Source organism: Mangrovibacillus sp. Mu-81 (genome assembly GCF_036867415.1).
Lineage (GTDB): Bacteria > Bacillota > Bacilli > Bacillales > Bacillaceae_B > Rossellomorea.
In genome coordinates, this window is sequence record NZ_JBAJHU010000010.1 from 92,055 (window position 1) to 116,858 (window position 24,804).

Annotated in this window: 25 protein-coding genes and 2 other annotated features; of the genes, 13 read left to right on the forward strand and 12 right to left on the reverse strand. The window is 46.8% G+C overall.

Annotated elements, in window-relative coordinates:
• Positions 1-121: 121 nt before the first annotated feature.
• Complete coding sequence (locus tag V6B33_RS17590) at positions 122-1,327, reverse strand: MFS transporter (protein ID WP_334218991.1); 1,206 nt, start codon at positions 1,325-1,327, stop codon at positions 122-124.
• Between the two features lie 398 nt (positions 1,328-1,725).
• Between V6B33_RS17590 and V6B33_RS17595 the strand changes: the two genes are divergently transcribed.
• The 6 genes from V6B33_RS17595 to V6B33_RS17620 all read left to right on the forward strand — a co-directional run bounded on the left by V6B33_RS17595 (position 1,726) and on the right by V6B33_RS17620 (position 6,041).
• A complete protein-coding gene (locus V6B33_RS17595) occupies positions 1,726-2,085 on the forward strand; it encodes a winged helix-turn-helix transcriptional regulator (RefSeq protein ID WP_334218992.1) in 360 nt (119 codons plus the stop codon).
• A gap of 167 nt (positions 2,086-2,252) precedes the next feature.
• The gene (locus V6B33_RS17600) at positions 2,253-2,675 is read left to right on the forward strand and encodes a MarR family winged helix-turn-helix transcriptional regulator (protein WP_334218993.1); all 423 of its coding nucleotides are present in this window, start codon (positions 2,253-2,255) and stop codon (positions 2,673-2,675) included.
• 20 nt (positions 2,676-2,695) lie between these two features.
• The gene (locus V6B33_RS17605) at positions 2,696-3,331 is read left to right on the forward strand and encodes a nitroreductase family protein (RefSeq protein WP_334218994.1); all 636 of its coding nucleotides are present in this window, start codon (positions 2,696-2,698) and stop codon (positions 3,329-3,331) included.
• 80 nt (positions 3,332-3,411) lie between these two features.
• On the forward strand, positions 3,412-3,708 hold the full coding sequence (locus V6B33_RS17610) for a putative quinol monooxygenase (protein WP_334218995.1): 297 nt from the start codon (positions 3,412-3,414) through the stop codon (positions 3,706-3,708).
• 110 nt (positions 3,709-3,818) lie between these two features.
• Positions 3,819-4,160, forward strand: a complete 342-nt coding sequence (locus tag V6B33_RS17615) for a general stress protein (protein ID WP_334218996.1) — start codon at positions 3,819-3,821, stop codon at positions 4,158-4,160.
• Positions 4,161-4,358: 198 nt separating this feature from the next.
• The gene (locus tag V6B33_RS17620) at positions 4,359-6,041 is read left to right on the forward strand and encodes a hypothetical protein (RefSeq protein ID WP_334218997.1); all 1,683 of its coding nucleotides are present in this window, start codon (positions 4,359-4,361) and stop codon (positions 6,039-6,041) included.
• 37 nt (positions 6,042-6,078) lie between these two features.
• Here the strand turns inward: V6B33_RS17620 and V6B33_RS17625 are convergent, their stop codons facing one another.
• Positions 6,079-6,948, reverse strand: coding sequence for an alpha/beta fold hydrolase (locus tag V6B33_RS17625; RefSeq protein WP_334218998.1), 870 nt, complete (start codon positions 6,946-6,948; stop codon positions 6,079-6,081).
• Positions 6,945-7,403, reverse strand: a complete 459-nt coding sequence (locus V6B33_RS17630) for a DJ-1/PfpI family protein (RefSeq protein WP_334218999.1) — start codon at positions 7,401-7,403, stop codon at positions 6,945-6,947. Before V6B33_RS17630 ends, V6B33_RS17625 begins: the two co-directional genes overlap by 4 nt.
• Before the next feature lie 464 nt (positions 7,404-7,867).
• Here V6B33_RS17630 and V6B33_RS17635 point away from each other — a divergent pair, with 464 nt between their 5' ends.
• The 7 genes from V6B33_RS17635 to V6B33_RS17665 all read left to right on the forward strand — a co-directional run bounded on the left by V6B33_RS17635 (position 7,868) and on the right by V6B33_RS17665 (position 15,635).
• Positions 7,868-9,589, forward strand: coding sequence for a pyruvate oxidase (locus tag V6B33_RS17635; protein WP_334219000.1), 1,722 nt, complete (start codon positions 7,868-7,870; stop codon positions 9,587-9,589).
• Positions 9,590-9,600: 11 nt separating this feature from the next.
• A complete protein-coding gene (coxB, locus tag V6B33_RS17640) occupies positions 9,601-10,596 on the forward strand; it encodes a cytochrome c oxidase subunit II (RefSeq protein WP_334219001.1) in 996 nt (331 codons plus the stop codon).
• Positions 10,597-10,641: 45 nt separating this feature from the next.
• Complete coding sequence (locus V6B33_RS17645) at positions 10,642-12,573, forward strand: cytochrome c oxidase subunit I (protein ID WP_442915557.1); 1,932 nt, start codon at positions 10,642-10,644, stop codon at positions 12,571-12,573.
• Positions 12,570-13,154 carry a cytochrome c oxidase subunit 3 gene (locus V6B33_RS17650; RefSeq protein WP_334219003.1) on the forward strand — a complete coding sequence of 195 codons (585 nt, stop codon included), beginning with the start codon at positions 12,570-12,572 and terminating at the stop codon, positions 13,152-13,154. Before V6B33_RS17645 ends, V6B33_RS17650 begins: the two co-directional genes overlap by 4 nt.
• Positions 13,155-13,158: 4 nt before the next feature.
• A complete protein-coding gene (locus V6B33_RS17655) occupies positions 13,159-13,425 on the forward strand; it encodes a hypothetical protein (RefSeq protein ID WP_334219004.1) in 267 nt (88 codons plus the stop codon).
• 11 nt (positions 13,426-13,436) lie between these two features.
• Positions 13,437-15,029, forward strand: coding sequence for an FMN-binding glutamate synthase family protein (locus V6B33_RS17660; protein ID WP_334219005.1), 1,593 nt, complete (start codon positions 13,437-13,439; stop codon positions 15,027-15,029).
• Between the two features lie 126 nt (positions 15,030-15,155).
• The gene (locus V6B33_RS17665; protein WP_334219006.1) at positions 15,156-15,635 is read left to right on the forward strand and encodes a DinB family protein; all 480 of its coding nucleotides are present in this window, start codon (positions 15,156-15,158) and stop codon (positions 15,633-15,635) included.
• 11 nt (positions 15,636-15,646) lie between these two features.
• Here the strand turns inward: V6B33_RS17665 and V6B33_RS17670 are convergent, their stop codons facing one another.
• The 9 genes from V6B33_RS17670 to V6B33_RS17710 form a co-directional block, all read right to left on the reverse strand.
• A complete protein-coding gene (locus V6B33_RS17670) occupies positions 15,647-16,210 on the reverse strand; it encodes a GNAT family N-acetyltransferase (protein WP_334219007.1) in 564 nt (187 codons plus the stop codon).
• 63 nt (positions 16,211-16,273) lie between these two features.
• Positions 16,274-16,765 carry a hypothetical protein gene (locus V6B33_RS17675; protein ID WP_334219008.1) on the reverse strand — a complete coding sequence of 164 codons (492 nt, stop codon included), beginning with the start codon at positions 16,763-16,765 and terminating at the stop codon, positions 16,274-16,276.
• A gap of 132 nt (positions 16,766-16,897) precedes the next feature.
• Positions 16,898-17,077 (reverse strand): hypothetical protein, encoded by a 180-nt coding sequence (locus tag V6B33_RS17680; protein WP_334219009.1) that lies wholly within the window; start codon positions 17,075-17,077, stop codon positions 16,898-16,900.
• 452 nt (positions 17,078-17,529) lie between these two features.
• Positions 17,530-18,960, reverse strand: coding sequence for a proline--tRNA ligase (gene proS, locus V6B33_RS17685; RefSeq protein WP_334219010.1), 1,431 nt, complete (start codon positions 18,958-18,960; stop codon positions 17,530-17,532).
• A gap of 44 nt (positions 18,961-19,004) precedes the next feature.
• Positions 19,005-19,198 (reverse strand) — a binding site (T-box leader).
• 39 nt (positions 19,199-19,237) lie between these two features.
• Positions 19,238-20,467 (reverse strand): MFS transporter, encoded by a 1,230-nt coding sequence (locus V6B33_RS17690; protein WP_334219011.1) that lies wholly within the window; start codon positions 20,465-20,467, stop codon positions 19,238-19,240.
• A 92-nt stretch (positions 20,468-20,559) separates the two neighbouring features.
• Positions 20,560-20,809, reverse strand: a binding site (T-box leader).
• 47 nt (positions 20,810-20,856) lie between these two features.
• Complete coding sequence (locus V6B33_RS17695; protein ID WP_334219012.1) at positions 20,857-21,483, reverse strand: hypothetical protein; 627 nt, start codon at positions 21,481-21,483, stop codon at positions 20,857-20,859.
• Positions 21,476-22,021 (reverse strand): sigma-70 family RNA polymerase sigma factor, encoded by a 546-nt coding sequence (locus V6B33_RS17700; protein WP_334219013.1) that lies wholly within the window; start codon positions 22,019-22,021, stop codon positions 21,476-21,478. The genes V6B33_RS17695 and V6B33_RS17700 overlap by 8 nt, the downstream gene beginning before the upstream one ends.
• A 391-nt stretch (positions 22,022-22,412) precedes the next feature.
• Complete coding sequence (locus V6B33_RS17705; protein ID WP_334219014.1) at positions 22,413-22,586, reverse strand: hypothetical protein; 174 nt, start codon at positions 22,584-22,586, stop codon at positions 22,413-22,415.
• Positions 22,587-23,265: 679 nt separating this feature from the next.
• Positions 23,266-24,714, reverse strand: coding sequence for a carbon starvation CstA family protein (locus V6B33_RS17710; protein WP_334219015.1), 1,449 nt, complete (start codon positions 24,712-24,714; stop codon positions 23,266-23,268).
• Positions 24,715-24,804 lie beyond the last annotated feature (90 nt).

Consider the following 24,804-nt stretch of genomic DNA (forward strand, 5'->3'; position numbering starts at 1 on the left):
AAGCACCTCACTTACATATCCTTATTTTACCATACAAAACACCAGAGATGATCACTTTCTACCATCGCAAAAAAACGTCCCGCATCTCACGGGACGTTTCGAGTAAACCATTATTCGTTTCTTACTGAGATACTCCCTCCAACCGCCGCAGCCAAGCCGTCAAAAGTACCGCTCCCCCAACCATAAGTGCACCGATCCAAGGCGTATGGATCAACCCGATGCCATCGACGATGAGTCCTCCGACAAACGAACCGATTGCAATTCCAATGTTGAACGCAGCGATATTCAAGGCTGAGGCGACGTTCACGGCAGATGGTACATATTTTTCCGCCAAATTCACGACAAGTACCTGCAGACCCGGTACGTTCATGAACGCAAACATGCCCATCAGGAAGATGGCGATCAGTCCGACGTCCTTAAAAGGTGCCGCAAACGTTAACGCAACAAGAATTACCCCTTGCAGCATGAACATCCAGAACAATGCCTTGAGCGGGTTTTTATCGGACGCTTTCCCGCCGACCACGTTACCAATCGCAACTGCGATTCCGTAGACCAGCAGGATGATGCTCACCCATTTCGAACTGAATCCTGTGACATTTTCCAACAGCGGTGTCAGGTACGTGAATGCGACAAATGTTCCTCCGTATCCGAGTGCAGTGATCGCAAATGCCAATAATAACTTCCCATTGCGTAAAACTTTCAGTTGTTCACTGAATTTCGCAGGCGGGGTTTCCTTTAGATCCTTCGGTACAAGGATCGAACTTGCAATGATTCCGACGACTCCAAGCAGGGCAACTCCCCAAAATGTCGCTCTCCACCCGAATGCCTGCCCGATGAATGTTCCAAGCGGTACTCCGGTAACGGTCGCGACCGTCAATCCTGTAAACATGAACGCGATCGCACTCGCCCGTTTATTTGCCGGCACTAGGTCAGCGGCGATTGTCGATCCGATTGAAAAGAAAATGCCATGTGAAAAAGCCGTTATGAACCGGGCTGTAAGGAGCAGTTCATAGCTCGTTGCAAGTGCAGAAACCGCATTTCCGACTATAAATAAAACCATCAGTGACATGAGCAGTGTTTTTCTGTTCATTTTACTGGTCAAAGCGGTGAGAATAGGGGCTCCGATCGCCACCCCGACCGCATAGCCGGATATCAATAATCCGGCGAGCGTGATGGAAATCGATAGGTCATCCGCAATCGATGACAGTAATCCGACCGGGACAAATTCCGTCGTCCCGATCCCAAAAGCGGAGATCGCCAGAGCCAATAATGCCGGCGTGCCTCCTTTAGTTTTCGAATGATTCATTGTATGTGTATGAGAACTCATAAAAGAATTCCTCCTTCATTTTTCCAAAAGTTTACTTGGGATCCCGAAGGCGCCTTTCGCTTTCCCGTGTACATAACATTATGAATGGTATATTCCTATAATGTAATTACGCACTTTAAAGTGCTGTAGGTACAACAAAGTTTCATAGGTACCTGTAAGTACCCTATAGGATGATTCGGCAATATGTCGTATCATCAAAGTACAGTGTCGATTATGCACCCTTCCTGAACATCTGGGAAGTACGCACTTTCAAGTGGTATAGGTACCAGTGAGTAACCATGGGCCGCGACACGATCCATTAGGAAATTGATGAGGATTTATGGTATATTCATCTGTAATTAAACCAGCGATAAGCAGATTATTTGTAAATAAAAGATACCAGTAAGGAGGATTTCCAATTGAAAACTTACAATATCCCCGTAGAAGCTGCGCTTGAAGTCATCGGCGGCAAATGGAAAGTCGTCATCCTCTGCCACCTTATCGACAACGGCACGCTCCGCACCAGCCAGCTGAAACGCATGATGCCGAACATCACACAGAAAATGCTCACCCAGCAGCTCCGGGAACTGGAAGCGGACGGGGTCGTCAACCGGATCATCTATAATCAGGTGCCTCCGAAAGTGGAATACGACCTGACCGAATACGGCACTTCTCTCGCACCGGCTCTGCAGATGCTCTGCTCCTGGGGTGAACAGCACATCGAAAAAACCGTTTCAGAAGGAGAAGATGTTGTCGTCATGTCCGGGGAACAAGAATAAATATTTAAAATAGCGTAACGCCTCGTTTCCATCAACGAGGCGCTTTTATTTTTTTCCTGCCAAGCACCATAAGCTTATTTCTTTGACATCCCACACAACCTGTATTATATTAATTGACGTATCAATAATTGACCCGTCAATCATTCTGTTTTAAGGAGGAGGATGCTTTGTCCAACGAGGAAAGAATTTTAATTCAATTAAATGATATCTATAAGCAAGTCAGTCCTAAATTCGAGCGCTGCACCGGCATCAGTCAGTCACGCCTGGACCTTTTGCATAAATTGATCGAAGTGGATGAAATCAGTCAAAGTGCGCTTCAACGGGAAGTGAATATTGACAGCGCAGCCGTTACAAGACACTTGAAACAGCTTGAAGCAGGAGGCATGGTTTCACGGCGAAAGAACCCGGTTGATAACCGGATCACCTTCGTCCGTCTGACCGGGGAAGGCCGTGAACGGATCGATGCATTATGTCGGGAGAAAAAGCAGTTCATCGCAGAAGTGCTGAAGGACTTCAGCACTGAAGACCAAGCCCTGCTTTCCGATTTGCTCATGCGGATCCAGAATAACGTAAATAGCATCAAATACTAGTCATAAAGGAGTTTTTAAACATGAATAAAACGAGAATCAATGACTTTCAGGAAATCATCACAGGACGCCGTTCGATCAGAAACTACGACCCGTCCGTGAAAATCAGCAAAGAGGAAATGACGGAAATCCTTCAGGAAGCGGCCCTTGCACCGTCTTCAGTCAATCTGCAACCTTGGAGATTCCTTGTTATCGACAGTCCTGAAGGAAAAGAAACACTTGCTCCTCTGGCAAAATTCAATCAGACCCAGGTGAAAACGTCTTCGGCCGTCATCGCTGTCTTCGTTGACATGAAGAGCCTGGATTATGCCGATGAAATTTACAATGAAGCCGTAGAAAAAGGCTATATGCCAGCTGGAGTAAGGGATAGACAGCTGCCATCAATCAAAGGTCTGCTTGATGTGCTGCCGGAAGAACAGTACAAAGAAATGAACCTGATTGATGCCGGACTCGTATCCATGCAGTTAATGCTGGCAGCCCGTGCCCATGGATATGACACCAACCCGATAGGCGGCTATGAAAAAGACCAAATCGCAGAAGCATACGGCATGGATAAAGACCGCTACTACCCGGTCATGCTCATTTCCATAGGCAAAGCCGCAGACCAAGGCTACAAATCTGTACGTCTTCCAATCGAAAAAATCGCCGAATGGAAATAAGGGACACCGGGACAGGTCCATTGTCCCGCTTCATTTAAGATTTCGTCCGCCACAAACTAAAGCAGAAATGAGGAACTACAATGATCATCATTCACGCACATTTTCAAATCAATCCGGAAAAAGAAGCGGAATTCCTTGAGGAAATGCACCCGCTCGTTGAAGCATCAAGAGCCGAAGATGGCAATATCTCTTATGACCTGATGAAAGCAACCGATAAAGAACACGCATATACAATGGTGGAAATATGGAGAGACCCGGCTGCTGTCGAAACACATAACACCAGCAGCCACTTCACTTCATTTGCCGGCAGAGCCCCTGAGTATATGGCTGCACCGATTGATGTGCAGATCTTTGAAGGAAGTAAAGTGAAAAGATAAGTCATTTGATATTCTGACCTTTTTCACAAAAATTTCCTTCTGCATCTATTGAGCAGACCTGTTTAAAAAAACCTGCTGAGGGTATTTATGCTTCTAAGGAGGCGATTCCATTGAATCCTATATTTAAACTATTCCATAATGACGAACATTTGAGTGAATCAATTGATAAACTTCGTAAAGATGGGGTCAGCGAGGATGACATTTACATGCTTGCCCATGATAATGACCATGACAGGCGTGCAAGAAAGAGCAACGATTCCAATAAAATCGGGGTAAGTGTCACAGGAATAGCCACCGCCACCAAGAATGTATTCAGGGGAAAATCCGATAAACTCATTTCAAAAATGAAGGAAATTGGGTTTGAACAGTCAAAAGCTCAAAAACTTGAAGAAGAATTAGACAAAGGAAAAACACTATTAGTTGTCAAAAATCAAGATAACGTGGAATTTTAACAATCAAAGGACAAAAGACAACCCTTTTATTTTCAATATAATCGGGTTGTCTTTTTCTTGTAGGGAAAAAGGAACTTCACCTGTACACACGTCAAAGCGATGTTCATGGTTCACCCGCAAAACATTTTGAAACCTACCCCTCCCCTCATCCGTATATTAGACATACACAGAATAAGATCCTGGAAAGGGGAACATACATTGGGTAATATATTTTTATTTTCAGTGATTGTCGGTTTGATCATGGCACTGCTAGTGGTCCCGGTCACTTTTACAAAAAAGAAGAAGGAAGGGAATGCGAATCCTTCCATTGCAGGTATGATTGGAGCCACGATGATCATTGCGGTCATCGGATCATTTATCTTCTATTACATGACGAACCTTGATCGAAACTTCACGTCGATGTGGATATTGTTCATTATCGCGGCAGGAGCCGGGGCTGCTTTTGCCACAGGTAAAGAACGCATGGTCAAAGGCGGATTATTCGCAGCCGGCCTGCTTATGGGAATCTACTTCCTGACTGCGTTCGTCTTCAACGCAGACGAAAAATATCAGTCGGCAAAAATGGACGTCCAAACAGAAATTGAAGCATTTGACGAAGAGAAAACACCTGCAAGCGTGCCGCCGCAGTTTGCCCGCAACAAGATGAAGAAGGCATTCGGGCAGGTGCCGAATACGAGTTACTATGAGCTCGGCAGCCTGCAGATCCAAAAGGTGAACGGTGAATATGTATATATTGCTCCCGTTGAGTTCTCCGGGTTCTTCAAATGGTTCAAGGGAGACGAAACACCAGGATACTTCACCTTGAGCGCGACCGATTCATCAGCAAATCCGAAATTTATGAAAGAGTCGATGGCCTACACGCCTTCTTCTTACTTTAATAAGAATATCGAGCGTCACATGCGGATGAATTATCCGAAGTACATTTTCAACGGTGATCCGCAGCTTGAAATCGATGACGAAGGCAAACCGTTCTACCTCCGCACCTATGGAGAGTTCATCTCAGCCCGTAACGGCTTTGATGTGAAAGGGATCGTGATGGTCGATCCTCAGAATGGCGACACCAAGTCCTATAAACTGGACAACGTCCCTGATTTCATCGACGGAGCAGTCTCTCCTGAAACGGTCAGCCTGCAGAACAGTTATTTCGGTAATTACGTTCAAGGCTTCTGGAACAGCGTCTTCGGAAAATCCGAGGTGAAGCTGCCTTCCGACGAAGGAACCGAAGCCAATGTCAGCCCTATTTTCAATAAAGACGGCGAGATGTACTACTTCACTGACTTCACGTCTCCTAAAGAAGGCGTCGACTCGATGCTGGGGTACTCTCTCACCAATGCAAAAACAGGTGAAGCGACCTTCTACACAGGAAACCTGGAGGAATCATATATGGATTCACAAGGTGCCCTGCAGATCATCCAGAAGAAATTCATCGAGAAAAAATGGGACGGCGAAATGCCCGTACTTTACAACTTCTACGGTGAAGCAAGCTGGCTGACACCGGTGCTTGATGCCAACGGCTTCCTGCAGAACTACTTCATCGTATCTGCTGCCAACCCTGAAATCTCGGCCTACGCCGACACGCCGAATCAGGCACTCAAAAAATATAAAACCGCCCTCCAAAAAGGCGGCGGGACAGTCGACGGCAGCTCCAAAGCTGAAGAAAAACAAACAACGGGAACCGTCGTCCGCGTATACAAAGAAAAAATCGGTGACTACACCACCGTCTCCTTCCTGCTTGATAATGGCAGCAACTATCTTGTATCATCCGAAATCAGCCCGCTTGCCATCTATCTGAAGGAAAACGATAAAGTCAACATTACATTCATGGATACCGGAGAAAGCTTCCTGCCTGTGAAAGAACTGAAGATTGAGGGATTGGAATAATAAGAGAGGACGAAACCCGTTTGGGGTTTCGTCCTTTTTAATGGGATGAGTCCAGGAATACTTTCAGTTCATCAAGGTCGAATGAATTACTCCAGTGGACATAATGTCCGCTATTCAAAGAACGATAAATAACCGAATCTGTTTTTCTTTTCATTTTTCTAATCGCTTTACGGGTGGAGATGAATTCTTTTTTGTCGATTCCTTCAAATGTTCCGTATACCAGATAAACTGGTGCTTCCACCTGCCCCAGCAATCCGGGAAGATTCAAATTATAGTAACCAAACATAAGGTTCAACGCTTCTACTGAAAACATCGGCTGAGACTTCAATGCAGTCCTTACATAAGTTGTATCAGGAATCGAGAAACGTTGGCAAAACTGCTCCGCTTCTTCATCAAAATTCTTGCTTTCAGGATCATCTTCCATTGAAAATAATCGCTCAACTCTTTTTAACAAATGACGTCCAAACAACCTTACGCACACATTCAGAAAAGGAAACACATAGGCAAACGCTCCAAATTCTGAAACAGGAACCCTCGGAAACCGCTTATGCCCTTGATCAAGAAGGATGAGCCTGTTCACTCTTTCAGGATAGTGTACTGCGAAATTCAACAGGATGGCGCCGCCCATTGAATGGCCTATGAGAATCACTGTTTCGATTCCTTCCTGATCCAAATATCCTTTCACCCACTTTGCCATTTCCAGCGGAGTTGCCGTCCCTTCTATCCCCTTACTTCTCCCAAATCCGGGAAGATCAATCATATGAGTCTCATAGCCACACCCCAAATACTCAGCGATATTCAGACCTTCATTACCGGAAAATCCGCCCGCAGGAAGAAAGATAATCGATTTCCCTTGACCTGTCTTTTGTACATAATAGTGATCGGCAATAGTGTCGATTTCCTTCACTCCATTTCTTCATCCGAACTTTCATACCACTTCTCATCAAACGTAAGCCCCAATGCATTTCCCAATGCTTGACCAAATCGCACGAATCCCCTCCCCTTAGCAGTAATAAACTTTCCATCCTGCACGACCGTTTCTTCAGAATAATTCTCACTTTCAAAAACACAAGTTTTCCTGAGGTCAGCTTCAAGCATCCCGACCGTATATTTTCTCCCTTTTAAAAGTCCTGCTTTTGCAAGAAGAAACGGAGAACTCGAAATACTTGCGATGACTGACAGCTTACTTTCTATTTCCTTTAAAAATGTAAATAAACTCTCTTCATCTGCTAGTTTCATAACATCCATGCAGCCTGTTAAAACAAGACTATCAATCTCTTTCTTATTCAATTTATCAATGGTAACGTCAGGAATACAGGTCAGTCCGGACTCACCCCTGATCGTACATGTACTCAATCCCACTGTAACTACCTGCTTTCCACCCGCATCAGAATCGACAAGGCGACACTCAGTTCATATTCACTAAATTGCGGATAGAGCAATATGTCCATTTTTTTCACTGCTTCACCCTTCTCTCTCCTTCAATCCCTCCAGCAGCTCAATCACTCTTTCATTCTACTCGATCATTTTATCGTTCTGCTTCCTGATTCTTGTAAAATCAAAAGAAAAAATCAATAAAAATAAAATAATGACAAATCCCATATCCGGTCCCCCAATTAATGTTCAAATCTACCTCCAATATTAACATAAATATCCAAATTTCTCCCAACAAATAATGCAATTCACTCTACCCACTTACAGTATAAAGGGACAGTCTATTAGTACCAAGGTTGGACATTTAAATGGATTTCCTCCCTGTTCTTTGTTTACTTCACCGCAGTTAGTGGTATCGGAATAGAATAATGAGTTTTTGGAGGGTGATAGAAATGAGTGAGAACTTAGCAGGGCATTTAGCTGCAGGGGTAATGGAGGAATGGGATATCCGCCATCTCTTTGGCTTGCCCGGGGATTCTATTAATCATTTTGTCGACAATCTGCGAAGTGAGAAGGAGCAAATCGAGTTCATTCAAGTCAGACATGAGGAAGTCGCCGCACTCGCCGCCTCTTCTTATGCGAAGCTGACCGGCAAGATAGGAGTCTGCTTATCTATCGGAGGACCGGGTGCGATCCACCTGCTTAACGGATTATATGATGCAAAAGCTGACGGAGCGCCGGTGCTCGTTCTCGCCGGTCAGGTGGAAAGCTCCAAGATTGGGGAGGATTCGTTTCAGGAGGTGCATCTTGAGCGTTTGTTCGAAGATGTTTCCGTATTTAATGCGCGCGTGTCTTCGCCTGACTCTTTTCCCGATCTGTTAAACCAGGCAATACGGACTGCCTATGCCAGAAAAGGTGTTTCTGTGCTCGTCATTCCCGATGATATGCCTGCACAAAAAATCAAAGACAAGGTCCGCAACACTTCGAGCGTTTCATCCATCGCAAAGCCGGCACCGTTCCTCGATGATATTCAAACCGGACTTCAATACCTGCATGATGCTAAACGTCCAGTCATCCTTGCAGGGACGGGAGCGAAGGGTGCTGTGGATGAACTGGAGGAATTCGCGGACAGACTCGCTGCCCCCATCATCTTCACTCTACCCGCAAAAGGGACACTGCCTGATGAACATCCGCTGAATCTCGGTCAGCTCGGGCAGATCGGGACCAAACCAGCCTATGAAGCCATGGAAGAAACAGATCTGCTCATTATGATCGGGACGTCTTTTCCTTATCGGGAATTCCTGCCGGATAATGCAAAGGCTGTCCAAATCGATGCAGATTCTGCTCAAATCGGAAAAAGATATCCTGTATCGGCAGGGATTGCAGGTGACTCCAAACTTGTACTTCAGGAATGGAACAAGGCAATCGTACGCAGGGAAGACCGCTCCTTTTTAAAAGAATGCCAGATCAATATGAAGAACTGGTGGAAGCATGTAGAAAAGGATGAAGTCGAAGTCACTACACCGATCAAGCCGCCCCAGGTTATCCCGATGATCCAGAAGATCGCCAATGACGATGCCACCCTGTCTGTCGATGTCGGAAATGTAACAGTCTGGACGGCTCGCCATTTCCGGATCACACATCAGAAATTCATCATCTCCAGCTGGATGGCTACGATGGGCTGCGGACTTCCGGGAGCAATTGCCAGTGCCATTGCCTGTCCTGAACGCCAGGCTATCGCTGTATGCGGGGATGGCGGTTTCACCATGGTGATGCACGATTTTGTGACTGCCGTCAAATACAAACTGCCGATCATCGTCGTCATCCTCAATAACAGAAAGATCGGGATGATCAAGTATGAACAACAAGAAATCGGGCACCTCGAATATGAGACGGACCTTCAGGATATCGATTTCGCACAGTTCGCGAAATCCTGCGGCGGGGAAGGCTACCGGGTCATCAAACATGAAGATCTGGAACCGGCTTTTGATATGGCTGCGAAATCCAATAAACCGGTCATTCTTGATGTACAGATTGAAGACCAGCCTCCACTGCCCGGAAAGATCACCTTTGATCAGGCATCAGGCTACTCCAAGTATGTGATGAAAAAATTCTTCAAAGAACATGAAGTTGAAATGCCTCCGCTGCGCAAAGCGTTAAAACGGCTGTTTTAAGGAGAGATCACATGAGACATCAACTGTATCCAGTCTTTTTTTTGACAGTCCTCTTGCTTTCGGGCTGCAAATCCCTTCAGGTCCTTGATACGAAAGGACCTGTTGCCAAGCTGCAGGAAAATCTGATCCTCTTGTCCACCGGGATCATGCTGCTTGTCTTTATCATCGTCTTTTCGATGTTTGTGATCTTTACGTGGAAATACAGGGAAACCCCTCAGCGCAGAGATATCATTCCGTCCTACGTGAAAGGGAATAAAAAACTTGAAATAGCGTGGACCGTGATCCCCATTGTTCTGTTATTGATCCTGGCAGTGCCAACCGTACAGGGGACCTTTTCGCTTGCAGACTCCCAGAAGGAACAGGACGGCAAAATGGAAATCACCGTCACCGGTCATCAGTACTGGTGGGAATTTGAATACAACGATCAAGGGGTCACATTATCCAATGAAGTATGGATCCCAGTGGATACGCCGGTCGTATTCAACCTGAAATCAGATGATGTCATTCATTCTTTCTGGGTACCCAGGCTTGGCGGGAAAAAGGATTTAAATCCAGGCGGCACAAATCGATTGACCCTTCACGCCTCAGAAACCGGTGTATATGAAGGAAAATGCGCCGAGCTTTGCGGTGCCTCTCACTCGTTGATGAGATTCAAAGTCCATGCTGTCAGCAAAGAAAGATATGATCAGTGGATTAGCGAAAAGGCAGAGGGAACTGCACGTGAGACCGCAGCATCCGACTCTTATGAGAAAGGCAAGAAATTATTCACATCGAACTGCTTAAGCTGTCATGCTGCAGACTATACCGACAAAAGCGAAGGTCCCAACCTTGCCGGCATCGGCAGGAAGGAAATGATCGCCAGCGTCGTTCCTAACAATGAACAAAACATGAAAAAGTGGATAGAGGATCCGAAATCATTCAAGCCTGGTGCAGAAATGCCTGGATTTAAGGAACTTTCGGATGAAGAACTCGAAGCACTCAGCAACTATCTTTCACAATTAGAATAATTTTTTGGTGAAAAGGAGGGTTCTCCAATGGACATTAAATATACGATTTTCGGCAGGGAGTTTGTCTTTCCATCGGATATCATCGCTGCGGACCTGTCGATCTTGCTTATGGGAATATTAGCCGTATTTTTCTTGACCCGCTATAGAAAATGGAAATATGCATGGGATTGGATGACCTCCACCCACCATACCAAAGTAGGAATCATGTACCTCGCTGCAGGCGGGGCATTTTTCCTGAGAGCTGGCCTGGATGCCTTGATCATCCGCCTGCAGCTCGCACTCCCCGAGAATCAGTTCTGGGTCTTTCAGGGAGAAAAATACAACCAGATGATGACGACGCATGGAACCACGATGATTTTCTTTGTGGCCATGCCTCTCTTGATCGGGTTGATGAATGTCGCCGTCCCTCTCCAAATCGGGGCGCGGGATCTTGCCTTCCCTTATGTGAATCTGCTAAGCTTCTGGCTATTTCTGACAGGAGGAGCATTGGTGAACGTGAGCTTCGTTCTCGGAGGCTCCCCGTCTACAGGCTGGACTGCCTACTCCCCTTTGAGCCTGGATACGTTCAGCCCCGGACCCGGCCTTGATTATTATACGCTTGGCATACAGATTGCAGGGATCGGCACCATGCTGACAGCCATCAACTTTCTCGTTACGATCATCAGGAAGCGTGCGAAAGGGATGACGTTCATGAGGATGCCGCTCTTCACCTGGTCCTCTTTCGTCACGTCGATCCTGATTCTGTTTGCTTTTCCGGCGTTGACCATCGCCTTACTGCTGCTGATGATGGACCGCGTGTATGGCACGGCATTCCTAAGCGGGACAGACGGTAATCCATTGATTTGGCAGCATTTATTCTGGATATTCGGACATCCTGAGGTCTACATATTGATCCTTCCTGCTTTCGGCATTTTTTCGGATGTCATCACGACCTTTTCACGAAAAAATTTATTCGCCTATGGCGCTATGGTCTTCGCTCTTGTCCTGATCGGATTCCTCGGCTTCATGGTGTGGATCCACCATATGTTCACCGTTGGTCTCGGTCCGATTTCGAATGCCATTTTCGCACTGGCGACGATGTCGATCGCCGTCCCGACCGGCATTAAGATTTTCAACTGGCTGTTCACCATCCGCGGAGGGGTCGTCCGTTTCAAGACTGCCATGCTTTTTTCACTAGCTTTCATTCCTACTTTTTTAATCGGAGGCGCAACCGGTGTCATGCTTTCAGCCGCTCCTGCAGATTATCAATACCACGACAGCTATTTTGTCGTCGGTCACTTTCATTATGTCATCGTGGGGGGAACCATTTTAGGAATCTTTGCCGGTGTCTATTACTGGTGGCCAAAGATGTTCGGCTTCTTATTGAACGAAGTACTGGGAAGATGGCATTTCTGGCTGTTCACCATCGGTTTCCACGTCACGTTCTTCCCGATGCATCTCATGGGGCTGAACGGGATGCCGCGCCGGGTGTACACATATTTTGAAAGCGACGGACTCGGAAGCTTGAATTTAATCAGTACGATCGGTGCCTTCATCATGGCCGCCGCCGTCATGATCTTTCTATTTAATATCTACTGGAGTCTCCGGCACGGGGAGAAAGATACGACCGGTGACCCATGGGATGGACGTACGCTTGAATGGGCACTTCCATCCCCTCCCCCCGACGGCAATTTCATCGATCGGCCGGTCGTCACGACAATCGATCAATTATGGAATGAAAAGAGGAACGGAAATGGACGTTTAAGAACCGTAAAAGAAGATGGCCCGATTTATTTATCCAAGCCCACGGCTCAGCCCGTGTTTCTGTCCGCCATCCTTTTCTGTTCTTCCTTCGGCTTCATTTTTTATCAGCCCCTCATTCAATGGGCCGGTGTAGTCGGAGTCGTGTGCATGTTGATCCTGAGGTCTTTCAAGGATGACAGCTGGAAGGCATACACCCGTTCTGAACTTCGCGATGAAAAGGAGGAGAAGTCATGAATAATGAGTCCTTTCTTCTTGAGCAGAAAGAAGATAAGAAACTGGGAATGTGGTTCTTCATCGCAGCGGAGATCGTCATCTTTGCCTCTTTATTCGGCGTCTATCTGACCCTGCGCTCCCATACGGACGGAGGCCCCGCCCCACAGGAGATGCTTGAGCTGAAGAGTGTGATGGTCTCAACCGTGCTCCTGCTTTCAAGCAGTTTCACGATTTACATCAGCCATCAGGCAATCGAAGGAGAAAAGACGGGAAAAACAATCGTATTTTTAGCCATGACTATGGTATTGGCAGGATTATTTTTATTCATGGAAGGCAGGGAATTCCTCCTTTACTATGAAAAAGGGTATGAGATGCAGAACAGTTCTTTTTTGTCTGCCTTTTACCTGCTTGTCGGAACCCACGGGGCGCATGTTGCCGCAGGCTTCATCTGGATGGGACTATTGCTCATCCACCTGAAAATGAATGGTGCGGCGAAAGAAATGCAGGCAAAGTTATCAGTGTTTTCTCTTTACTGGCACTTTGTGGACCTCGTGTGGGTCCTGATATTCACTCTCGTCTATTTATACGGGAAGGTGGGGTAACATCGTGAATAAATCAGCACTTTTCTTCCTTTACATGATCGTCATCGGCACTGCCCTCGGCGGATATATTCTGATTGAATATGGCAGGAAGCTTTTTTCCCCATCAGCCATCCTGCTGATGATCCTGGCTCTTGCCGCCATTTCTATTTTCGTTCAGCTGTCGACCCTTATGAGGGCGCATCCTCCTTTGAACAAATGGAAATGGCTGTCTTTATCAAGCGGGCTTATCGTCGGAGGTCTCGCGGTTTTATATCTACTTTTACTCGAATAGGAGGAATATAAATGGATGGTATTTCAATTTTAATAGGCATTCTTCTAACTCTAATTGCCCTTGTAATCCTGTTTCCTGCAGGAATGATCCTTTATATCATGTTCAAAGATGAGAAGCAGGAAGAACATGCTGTATTACGAAACTTTCCGATTCTCGGAAAAATGAGATATATTTTAGAAAAAATCGGACCGGAAATGCGGCAGTATTTTTTCCTGAACGATAATGAAGGGAAACCGTTTTCAAGAAATGAATATCAGCAAACCGTTTTATCCGGAAAATATAAATCCCGCATGCTCGGCTTCGGATCGGAACGCGATTTTGAGCGTGAAGGCTACTATATCCGGAATGCTTTATTCCCAATCCAGCGCGATGAACTGCGCGTCGACAACAGCGAAAAAATAAAGTCGAAGGTTTACAAAATCGATAAGGACAATTTATTCAGGCGAAAAGAGCACCGGGAAGAGGCAGAAGTCGATTCCTTTCTGCTAAGGGATGAAGATGCCCCCGTCATCGGGGAACAGACATGCAGGCACCCCTTTAAAGTAAGGAGCCTTATCGGACAATCCGCAATGAGCTACGGTTCACTCGGGGAAAAAGCCATCACTGCCCTTTCAACCGGTCTGGCGCTGGCCAAAGGTACGTGGATGAATACCGGTGAAGGCGGATTATCAAAGCACCACTTAAAAGGCGGCGTCGATATCATCTGTCAAATCGGTCCCGGTTTATTCGGCGTCCGTACAAAGGATGGCGATTTTTCCTGGGAAGAATTCAAGAAGAAAAGCGAACTGAAAGAGATTAAAGCATTTGAACTGAAGCTCGCACAGGGGGCCAAAACTCGCGGGGGACATGTAGACGAGGCTAAGGTAACGCCTGAGATCGCGAATATCCGCAATGTCGAGCCATATAAATCAATAGACAGTCCAAACCGTTTCAAGGAGTTTGGAACGAATGAGGAAATGCTCGATTTCATTGATGAACTGCGTCAGGTCGGCGGAAAACCTGTCGGGATCAAAATTGTTGTAGGGAGTACGAACGATATCGAGGAGCTCGCCTCCTATATGGCTGCCTCAGGAAAGCATCCGGATTTCATCACAGTGGATGGAGGCGAAGGCGGCACGGGGGCTTCCTATCATGAATTGGCTGCTTCTACAGGCGTTCCGATCAAATCGGCACTTCCTTTTCTCCATGACACGCTCATCCAACACGGCATTCGTGACAAAGTGAAGATATTCGCCTCTGGAAAGCTGCTGACACCTGACAAGGTCGCATTCGCTCTCGCACTTGGCGCTGACTTTGTGAATATCGCTAGAGGCCTGATGTTTTCTGTCGGCTGCATCCAGGCACAGGTATGTCATACCAATAACTGCCCGGTAGGTGTCGCGACCACAGACAATAAACTTCAGAAAGCTCTGATTGTAGAAGAAAAATCATTCCGTGTCTGCAACTACATGCTCTCCCTGCGCGAAGGATTATACAATCTCTCAGCCGCCGCCGGGGTGGATACACCAATAAAACTATCACGGGAGCATATCGTCTACCGAGACAAGGACGGACGCCTTTATCCCATGAATCCCGAAACAAGCCAGGAATTACAGCAAGCATGACCGAAGGCCCGTCCCGCACTGCATTAAAGTGCGGGACGGGCCTTTAACTTTCGTATGTAATGTCACTGATTCCGTCAAAAAATATGGTAAAATATTGAATAGATGATAACGAAAGAAGTGATAGATATGAAAGATAATATAGAAGCGATCATCCTTCACCATGAAGAAATGATTCAATGGGTGAAGTCTTTGAACAATCTTCCGGCAGAGGAATGGTTTCGTCCTCTCGATGAAAACAAGTGGAGTATCGCAGAGATCATCAGCCATTTCGGACCTTGGGATGATTTTGTCGTGAACATGAGGCTGCCTTATCTGGGAAACAGCGAACCGCTCCCGAAAGCGCCGGATCCCCAGAACCTGAATGAACAGTCCTCATCGAGAGCCCGCTCTACTGAACAAGCCACTGTCATCCAATCGTTCATCGACTCCCGAAACCGGTTATTAACGGGCATCAGCGAAATCCGGGAAGGATCCTGGGGGCAAACGTTCAAACTTGGTGAAAAAAAATTAACCCTTTCCAGATATCTGGAAGGACTCGCCGATCATGACCTTCACCATAGGACACAGATTGAACAGGCCACGAACCGAAAGAACGCTCAGATCTGATCTGAGCGTTCTTAAAAATAATCCTCCGCATTCATATAATACACGTGATTATCCGTCCACTTCCCATTCTCATGGATAAAGCCCTTTCGTGTGCACTCGTACTTCATACCGACCGATTCGGCCAGTCTGATCGAAGGAATATTATCAAGGTTGATATGTGCCTCGACCCGGTGATAATTGACCTTTTCAAACGCCATCCTCAGCGCAGCCCGCACCGCTTCTTTCCCGTAACCCTGCTTCCAGTGCGTGTTGTTCAGCGTATAACCGATCCGTCCCCAATGGAAACTCAACCTCATCAGGGTGGAAAAATCGATGTTTCCAATATACGCGCCGGTATGTTTCAGGAACACCCCGAAAATATAGACCTCGTCATTGTTCATCATTTCATTCTGCTGTTCAACCATGTCACGGAACCAATATTCCGTACACTCACTCAAATCCTGCCATCCAAGATCATACTTATGCTGGGCAGGCAGCCTTTTCATATTCTCATTGAACCAGTTATAATAGTCACTCTTCATGAACGGTCTTATTATTAACCGCGGAGTTTCTATGCTTAAACTTTTCTTATCCATGGAGGCACCTCTCTTCAGGGCAATTGGCCATTCCCTCTAATTATAGCAGTTTATCAGCAGAATCTAGTCGATCCTCTCAATTTCTATCACTTTCGTAAAAGGAAAACCGAAATACGTGTATTTGACTGTTACAGAATCTATCTTCTGAAAATGCTCAAGCGCCAATCCATAGTGGCGGATCGCACTCCTGTTATCCTGTTCCTCCAGTTGTATGGCCTCTTCACGGCTGTAGCCCGTCTCTATATCATATTCGTGGATGTCATGAAAACTGATTCCCTCTATTTCCTTCTCCAATGCAAACATGCCGATCACCGCATTCGTCCGGCTGATACCCAATTCCACCTTGGAAGGCCGGTCGCCGCCATTGACCATCACCTCAGTCAACTTCAACTTATGAAACCCTTCATTTTGAAGCTCCACCACCACGATACCCGGGTCATGCTCACTCCACCCAGACTCTTCACTCGCGAGCGGCGGATTCATCTTTAAATAAAGTACCAGGCATGCCAGCAGCACCGCTGTCCCCCCGATCACCCATCTCACAATCCTATCCACTGAGCTTCACCTCACACAATTCCTCCCTATCAGCCTACGAAAGATCCCAAAGGAACGTGCCTATCTCTATACTTGAAAAAATTCCCTTTAACGCAAAGAAGCGTCCCCTGCAAGGAAACGCTTCGAATCCGGTTACTTTTGAGACCACTTCTCCCACTCTTCTTCAAGCTCCTTCTCAATTTCCTCATCCGAAAGGGCGTGGTCCTCACTACTATCAAAATGGTTGGCGATGCGACCAAGTTTCACATTAATCATCCAAAGACTGATCACCACGAACGAAATAATAAGAATAACAATAAAGTCCATAAACACTTCGAATCCCCTCCTTACCTATTTATATTAGGAAGGACCCCCAAATAGACGGGGCTTTAAAAGTAAGGACCGAAGAATTAATTTTCCACAAACCCTCAGAGACTATTGGTCTACAGAAGGCGGGACATGGGGTCAGGTTCATTGTCCCGTTTTTTGAGAGCGGGATCCGGTGACTGCGGGGTAGTTTAGCCTGACGAAAACCCCTAAATCTGTGCCTGGCTCAAATTCAACCTTTTGTGCCAGGCACAAGTACATCCGATTGTGCCTGGCACCGCCATTCCAAAACTGTACCTGGTACAAATCCAACCTCTTGTACCAGGTACAATTCAATGTCTATGTACCTGGTACACACCAAGCAATTTGTACCTGGTACAGATTCACCCCCGCGTACCAGGTACACCCCACCTGCCAACCCATTATTCCATCCGATTCCAATGCCCGCTCATCACTATCTAATAAGCCTTAGCCCAATAAACCATCTTCTCCGCATCTTTCCCGCAGCACACACAAGTATCCGACACACTCTCCTGCTCAAACGGCATACAGCGTGACGTAGCACCCGTTTCTTCCTTGATCTTATCCTCACAGGCAAGTTCACCGCACCACATCGACTTGACGAAACCGCCTTTCTCCGCCATCACTTCTTTGAACTCCCCGAAATTCAATGCGACTCTGGTCATCTCCTCGCGATGCTCCTTCGCTTTCTCAAACAGATTGCGCTGAATCACTTCAAGAAGCTCTGGCACCTTCGTTTCCAGTTCCCCTGAGGGTACTGTCACCTTCTCACCCGTATCACGGCGGGCCAGAATCACCTGACCGTTCTCGATATCACGCGGCCCCACTTCCAGGCGCAGCGGGATCCCCTTCATTTCATACTCATTGAACTTCCAGCCCGGCTTCTTATCGCTTGCATCTATCCCGACACGCGCCACAGCCGACAGTTTCTCCTTGAGGTCATACGCAAAATCAAGCACACCTTCCTTATGCTGTGCGATCGGCACGATCATCAATTGAGTCGGCGCCATGCGCGGCGGCACAACGAGACCGCGGTCATCCCCGTGCACCATGATCATCGCCCCGATGATGCGCGTCGTCAGTCCCCATGAAGTCTGCTGCACATGCTGAAGTTTTCCTTCACGGTCAGTGAACTGAATGCCAAACGCTTTTGCAAATCCATCACCCAAATGATGGGACGTGCCGGATTGCAGCGCCTTCCCGTCATGCATCAGGCTTTCGATCGTATACGTATACTTCGCACCGGCAAACTTTTCTTTCTCCGTTTTCTGACCCTTCACCACCGGGATCGCCAGCAGCTCCTCACAAAGCTCCGCGTACACCTCGAGCATCCTAACCGTTTCTTCGTGTGCGTCCTCATCCGTTTCATGGCAGGTATGTCCTTCCTGCCACAGAAACTCCAGCGTCCGCAGGAACGGCCGCGTCGTTTTTTCCCATCGCACCACATTCGCCCACTGATTATAGAGCTTCGGCAGATCTCGGTAGGAATGGATGATATTTTTATAATGCTCACCGAACAATACCTCGGAAGTCGGACGTACACACAAGCGCTCCGCCAGCTCCTCTTCACCGCCGTGGGTCACCCACGCGACCTCTGGCGCAAATCCTTCAATATGATCCTTTTCGCGCTGCAGGAGACTCTCCGGAATGAAAAGCGGCATATACACATTCTCATGCCCTGTTTCCTTGATTTTCGCATCAAGCGCATTCTTGATATTCTCCCAAATCGCGTAACCGTATGGCCGGATGATCATCGACCCGCGTACACTCGAGTAATCGACCAGCTCCGCCTTCTTCACCACATCCGTATACCACTGGGCAAAATCCACATCCATCCCCGTGACATCTTTTACAAATTCCTTCTCCATACTGGACACCCTCTTTTTTAAAAAATAAAAAAGCCCCGGTCATCATCAGGGACCATTTCTGGCGGTACCACCCTGATTCAAAGCAAAGCTTCACTCTCATACATGATAACGGTATTCAACCGCTGAATATTCAGACTCTGAGGCAGGTTCAAATGATTGTCGATAGGAGCCTCACACCACTCTGGCCCCCTCTCTGAAAAGACAGGTTCACTTTACTGATCCTCATCAATGTTTTTTCATATAGTTTAGATGATTATATAGAGATTTCCATCTTGTGTCAATTTAATTTCCACCCGGATTCAATCGAAGTCGTTTCAACTGGATTCACCTTCGATCTGCTCAATGAATAGACCATAAGGAAAACAGTGACCGTCAGCATGACAAGGGAGCCTGCCATCACAACTTCCCGGATGGATACGAGCTGCGCCCCTGCACCGATCAATACGGTTGCGGCAATGACGAGAAATCCTTCCAGCCAGCCATACACACTGCTCACACGCCCCATCATCCCGACCGGAATCCGCTCTTGAATGAACGTATCAAACCCTGTTTGTGCAAAAGCCAGCGAGAAGGACAGCAAAGAAAATCCAATGGCTGCTGCCAGGAATCCTTCAGAAACTGAATATACAATATACCCCGCCGAAACCATGACCGAGCCAAATGCGATCAGCTTCACATCCCGAACCTTGTCTGCAATCACGGTATTCACCACTGCCCCGGCAAGATATCCCGCTCCAGCAATACTTACCAGATATCCATACGTGCTGTTCGAAAGGTCGAGCACTTCTTTTGAAAATGCAGCTTCAAGCGAATCGACCGCCGCAGTCAGTACGATCATGCAGCTGAATAAAAAATACACCACCATCACATATATGCGGCGCAGGCTGAAACGCCTGACCACCCGCAAATCCTCTTTTATCATGTCCAGCGACAACTTCTTCACCCCCTCGAACGCGCCCCCTTCAACATCCGGCAGAAAAAGTGTCACCACCCCCGAGAGTAACAACGCCGCTCCATTTAAAAAAATGGCCGTCTCCGGGGTGCCCACGATGAAAAGCATTCCTGCAATTGCAGGCCCGACAATGAATGCACCGGAATCCATCAGACTCCTTAGCGCGTTGAACCTCTGTCTTTTCTTCCTCGGAATCAACTTCGTCATATACGTCATCGATGCCGGATAGAAGACCGCGCTGCCCATATTGATGACGAACACAACCGCGTATACCATCGGGAGTGATGAGATGAGCGGCAGCACAGCAACCAAGACCGCCCTGAATACATCCAGAAACACCATCAACCTCCGCTTATTCAACCTGTCAATCAAACTCCCTGCCCATGCATTCGTAAACAGCGCTGCCAGCGGCTTCAGTACATAAAGAATCCCGACCGCAAGCGCCGACCCCGACTCATTCAGCACGATCAAGTTAAGCGCAATCAAGAAAATCCATGCACCTACATTCGACAATCCAATCCCCATCAATAGCAGCAGCGAATCCTTCCATTTCATCCTGCATTCCTCCCCGCAATCTTTTTCAATCCCTGCCCCTCACTGCTATAAAGAAGCCAATAAAAAAAATCCCACCCCCAAGACAGATCAGTCTTGGGGGCGAGATTCGATCGCGGTGCCACCCCAGTTCATCAATATGTTGCCATATCAACCTTTTCGGGTACTGCATAAACAGCCTATACCCTAGCTCTATAACAGGAGCTCCTGTCACACCATCCCACTAAAAAGTTCCGATGTGCAGCTCAGAGTCTTGGTTCACCGTCAGCCCCCCTGCCCTTTTTCAGCTTCCAGGGCTCTCTGTCGAAGAATTCTGCCGGCTACTCTTCTCGTCATCGCATTTGCTAATTTCACTTATAGTAGCATTCGATATTGGAAAAGTAAACCATATTTTAAAACATAAGATAATGCCTTACGATCTCTTCATACCCGGGCTTTTCTTTAATCATCTTTATGATCATTTCCCTCAGACCATCCAGCTCCCTGCTGTCCTTAGTCGTTGGGCAATCGGAATACTTATACTGATAGTATTCCTCGTTCAGCCTAACCTTTATCATATGCCTTCCAGCAGTGGAAACGGCACAATTTTCTCCAGAATAAAGATTCTTCTCTTCCTTAAAATTTATCTCTTCAATCTTCGCATAAATCTCATCCCGTTCTTCTTTTGTAAACGAAATCGGCTTCACTTCCTCACCGCGAATGATCGTCCCATCAAACGTACTGACCGACGGCCCATGACTTGTGGTGATTTCGATATCAAAATTCGAACTGTTAGCAAAGAAACCGCTCAGCCACTCACTTCCGATGAAACCAAGCTTCTCCCCATTCACCACCGCAAAAATGAATAGGAGCAAGAGCACAATCAGTAAACTGACAACAGGTGCATACCAGCGTCTCCGATAAGGCTTCTCCCGCTTCAGCTTTTCTCGGACCTTTCCCTTCAACTCATGCCCAAATTCGAAATCCTTCAGCCCCTCATCCGTCATTCTCTTAATCTTCCGCTCCAGCTCCCTATCCATCCTGCCTCCCCCCTTCTCCATATATCCGGTACAACCGCTCTCTTCCTGTCTTCAACCTTGTCTTGGCCGTACTCGGATTCAGCCCCAGCACATCCGCCATCTCATTCACCTTTAACTCCTGATAATAATATAAAAATAAGACCTCTCGATATTTGACGGGCAGCTTGAGCAGTTTCAGATGAAGCTCACTCCGTTTCTCCCCTTCAATCGCTTTCGATTCCGGATCCCCCCGCTCATGGAGGATTTCAGTCACCTTATTTGTAAGTAGGATCTTCCGGGTATCCCAGCGTTTCAGATGGTCCTTGCACTGATTGATCGTGATCCTCAGCAGCCACGTCTTCAGACTCGACTCACCCCTGAAAGAATCCACCTTCCCATAAAATTTCACAAATGCTTCCTGTGCAATATCCTCGGCCAAACCATAATCCTTCACGTACGAATACGCCATATACAAAACCGCCTGCCCATACTCTTCCATCGCCCGTTCAAGCAGTTCATCCTTATCACATTCCCCGTCCTGCAGCCGCTCCGCACTCATCACGTTCCCACCTCAGTTCTCTACATCTTAGACGACACACCCTATAAGTTGGTTTGGAAAATTTTATATTTACTTAATTGTACTGGAAATTACTTTTGGAAGGTGGGAATTGAAAGGGGTTTTGACAAACTGAAGCAGCGTCTTGTAGTTTTTCCATATTATGTTAAACCCAGCGTAAATTGAGATTATTCAGCATAAAATAAAAAAAATCAGCATATATTGAAATTTGTCAGCATATACTAATATTTTTGCGCATAAATCAAAAAAAGTCAGCATAAATACATCCCCGCGCGCCTCGCCTGACTTATTTCCGGCAGAGTATGGACTCCCACCGGTATCACGCAATAAAAAAAGAGCTGCCTACAACATCTAAGCGCTCTTCTCAAACTTATTAGCTTCCCATTTTGCGTCTTGTATTACTCGGCTTCTTGGTTTGCTGACTCTGCATACGCTGATTCGACGCCAAACCGTTATTCGCCTGTTTGCCGCCCGCCTGAGCTTCCTTCTTCTTGGCCAGCTGCTGCTTCATCGCTTCCTGCAGGCTGATTTTCTTCTTTTCCGTCATTACATAACCCCCTTTTGAGGTAAAACTCTACTATTCATTATAATACATCTTTTAGGAGAAAACAGCTTGTTTTTGAATGCTTCAGCAGAAAACACGCCGTAAACCGCCTTCCAAAGGATTCTAGTTCGCTTTGTAATTAAGGATTTTCCGCCATTCCGGCATTCCCCACATATTCAAGCCACATTTTGAAAAAAACAAGCCACTTTTACACTATTCAAGCCCCTATCTAATTATTCAAGCCAACATTCAATTATTTAAGCCGCTTCCCCAATAATCAAGCAACTTGTCGAAATATCTCAGCACTTCCTGCCATCACACTAAAAAAGACCAACCTCCAAAGAGATTGGTCCTTATCGAACTTAATGATATCCATTTTGCCCATTTGCAGAACCGGATGTCTTCTGCTTAGGCTTGTGGTTTTTATTCTGCTTGGTTCCGCCATCTTTTTTCGTTTTCTTTGTCATACTGGATCACTCCTGTTTTTGTTATGGAAAACAAGTGGTCATCATTGGGACAAGGTACCTGTCCCTCCGTCCCGTTTGGTGTAAGAACCATTCTTATTTTGCACTAAAAAGAAAATGAGCTTCCCGGTAATTTCCGGAAAACTCATGAAGGTCAACAGAAAAATGTCACACTGACGGGTGATGAAATTCTTCTCACCCGTCATGACTAATCAGTCTTATGCTGCAGATTGAGGAACGTCCTCGTCGACTTTGATCACACCGCCTGCGCTGAGTTGTTTTCTCAGGCTAAAGATAAAGGCCAGGACAACTGCGACCGTTCCGATTGTCGCTCCCGCATAGGAAGTGCTCATTGATAATCCGAACCCGATTGGTGCGTTCAGAATATACGTGAATGTGACCATCGTCATGAATACTGCCGGGACACTTGCCACCCAGTGAGGTTTCTTTTGAAGCGCAAGGTACATCGCTCCCACCCAAAGGGCGATCATGGCCGTTGACTGGTTGGCCCAGGAGAAATATCTCCATAGAAGGTTGAAGTCGATTTGAGTCAGAGCAACCGAGATGACGAATAATGGAACCGCGATCCAAAGACGGCTGGACATCTTCACTTGCTTCACGTTGATGTAATCTGCGATGATCATCCGTGCACTTCTGAATGATGTGTCGCCGGATGTGATCGGAAGTACGATGACACCCAGGATTGCCAGTGTTCCGCCGATGGAACCAAGCATCAGCATGGATACTTCGCTGACGATTGCCGCCGGTCCGCCTTCAGCTAGGATCGCACTTAATTCACCTGGTCCGAATAAGCTCATCGCTGCCGCAGCCCAGATCATTGCGATGATCGCTTCTAAAATCATCATGCCGTAGAAAATCTTGCGTCCGTTCTTCTCATTTTGAGTCGTTCTGGAAATGATCGGTGATTGAGTTGCATGGAAGCCTGAGAGCGCTCCGCACGAAATCGTCAAGAATAATAACGGGAAGATCGCCACTGAATCAGGGTGCATATTCGCAAGCGATATTTCAGGGATATCCGCTCCCGTGATGACAAGCCCTGCTCCTACACCTACTGCACTGATCAGCAGTAGAGCGCCGAACAATGGATACACCCGTCCGATGATTTTATCGATCGGAAGCAATGTCGCTACAATATAGTAAATGAAAATTGCTGCGATGATCACTCCTAAGGAAATCCAGGCAGGAGTTAAATTCGCAATCAACGCTGCGGGTGCCGTGACGAATACCGTACCTACCAGCACGAGCAGTAAAATCGAGAAGCCATTCACAACGTGCTTCATCGTTTTCCCTAAAAACTTTCCAGCAAGAGCCGGCAGATGCGCCCCGCCGTTTCGGATGGAGATCATCCCGGTTAAATAATCATGAACCGCTCCGGCAAAAATAGCCCCGAGTACGATCCAAAGGAATGCAACCGGTCCGTAAAGAGCCCCCATGATCGGGCCGAAGATCGGTCCGACACCAGCGATGTTCAAAAGCTGGATCATCGAATTCTTCTTCGTGTTCATCGGCACGTAATCGACGCCGTCCGCTTTCGCGTAGGCAGGTGTCGTCCGCGCCTCTTTCACTCCAAAAATCTTTTCAATGAATTTTCCATATGTGAAGTAACCGACAATTAAGAGTACAATTGCAACAAGAAATGTGACCATAAATTTGATCCCCTTTCGCTCATTATGAATACGCTTTCATCATATCAAATACCGTCACAGTATCGTCACATTCCTGTTTAAGATGTCAAT

Bases quoted from the DNA above. Each gene is read 5' to 3' on its own strand.
- V6B33_RS17695 (WP_334219012.1), bottom strand. From the start codon at position 21,483: ATGGATAGGGAGCTGGAGCGGAAGATTAAGAGAATGACGGATGAGGGG.
- V6B33_RS17650 (WP_334219003.1), top strand. From the start codon at position 12,570: ATGAATAATGAGTCCTTTCTTCTTGAGCAGAAAGAAGATAAGAAACTG.
- V6B33_RS17690 (WP_334219011.1), bottom strand. From the start codon at position 20,467: ATGAAATGGAAGGATTCGCTGCTGCTATTGATGGGGATTGGATTGTCG.
- V6B33_RS17710 (WP_334219015.1), bottom strand. From the start codon at position 24,714: ATGGTCACATTTCTTGTTGCAATTGTACTCTTAATTGTCGGTTACTTC.
- V6B33_RS17610 (WP_334218995.1), top strand. From the start codon at position 3,412: ATGATCATCATTCACGCACATTTTCAAATCAATCCGGAAAAAGAAGCG.
- V6B33_RS17665 (WP_334219006.1), top strand. From the start codon at position 15,156: ATGAAAGATAATATAGAAGCGATCATCCTTCACCATGAAGAAATGATT.
- V6B33_RS17635 (WP_334219000.1), top strand. From the start codon at position 7,868: ATGAGTGAGAACTTAGCAGGGCATTTAGCTGCAGGGGTAATGGAGGAA.
- V6B33_RS17590 (WP_334218991.1), bottom strand. From the start codon at position 1,327: ATGAGTTCTCATACACATACAATGAATCATTCGAAAACTAAAGGAGGC.
- V6B33_RS17670 (WP_334219007.1), bottom strand. From the start codon at position 16,210: ATGGATAAGAAAAGTTTAAGCATAGAAACTCCGCGGTTAATAATAAGA.
- V6B33_RS17605 (WP_334218994.1), top strand. From the start codon at position 2,696: ATGAATAAAACGAGAATCAATGACTTTCAGGAAATCATCACAGGACGC.
- coxB (WP_334219001.1), top strand. From the start codon at position 9,601: ATGAGACATCAACTGTATCCAGTCTTTTTTTTGACAGTCCTCTTGCTT.
- V6B33_RS17660 (WP_334219005.1), top strand. From the start codon at position 13,437: ATGGATGGTATTTCAATTTTAATAGGCATTCTTCTAACTCTAATTGCC.
- V6B33_RS17705 (WP_334219014.1), bottom strand. From the start codon at position 22,586: ATGACGGAAAAGAAGAAAATCAGCCTGCAGGAAGCGATGAAGCAGCAG.
- V6B33_RS17700 (WP_334219013.1), bottom strand. From the start codon at position 22,021: ATGAGTGCGGAGCGGCTGCAGGACGGGGAATGTGATAAGGATGAACTG.
- proS (WP_334219010.1), bottom strand. From the start codon at position 18,960: ATGGAGAAGGAATTTGTAAAAGATGTCACGGGGATGGATGTGGATTTT.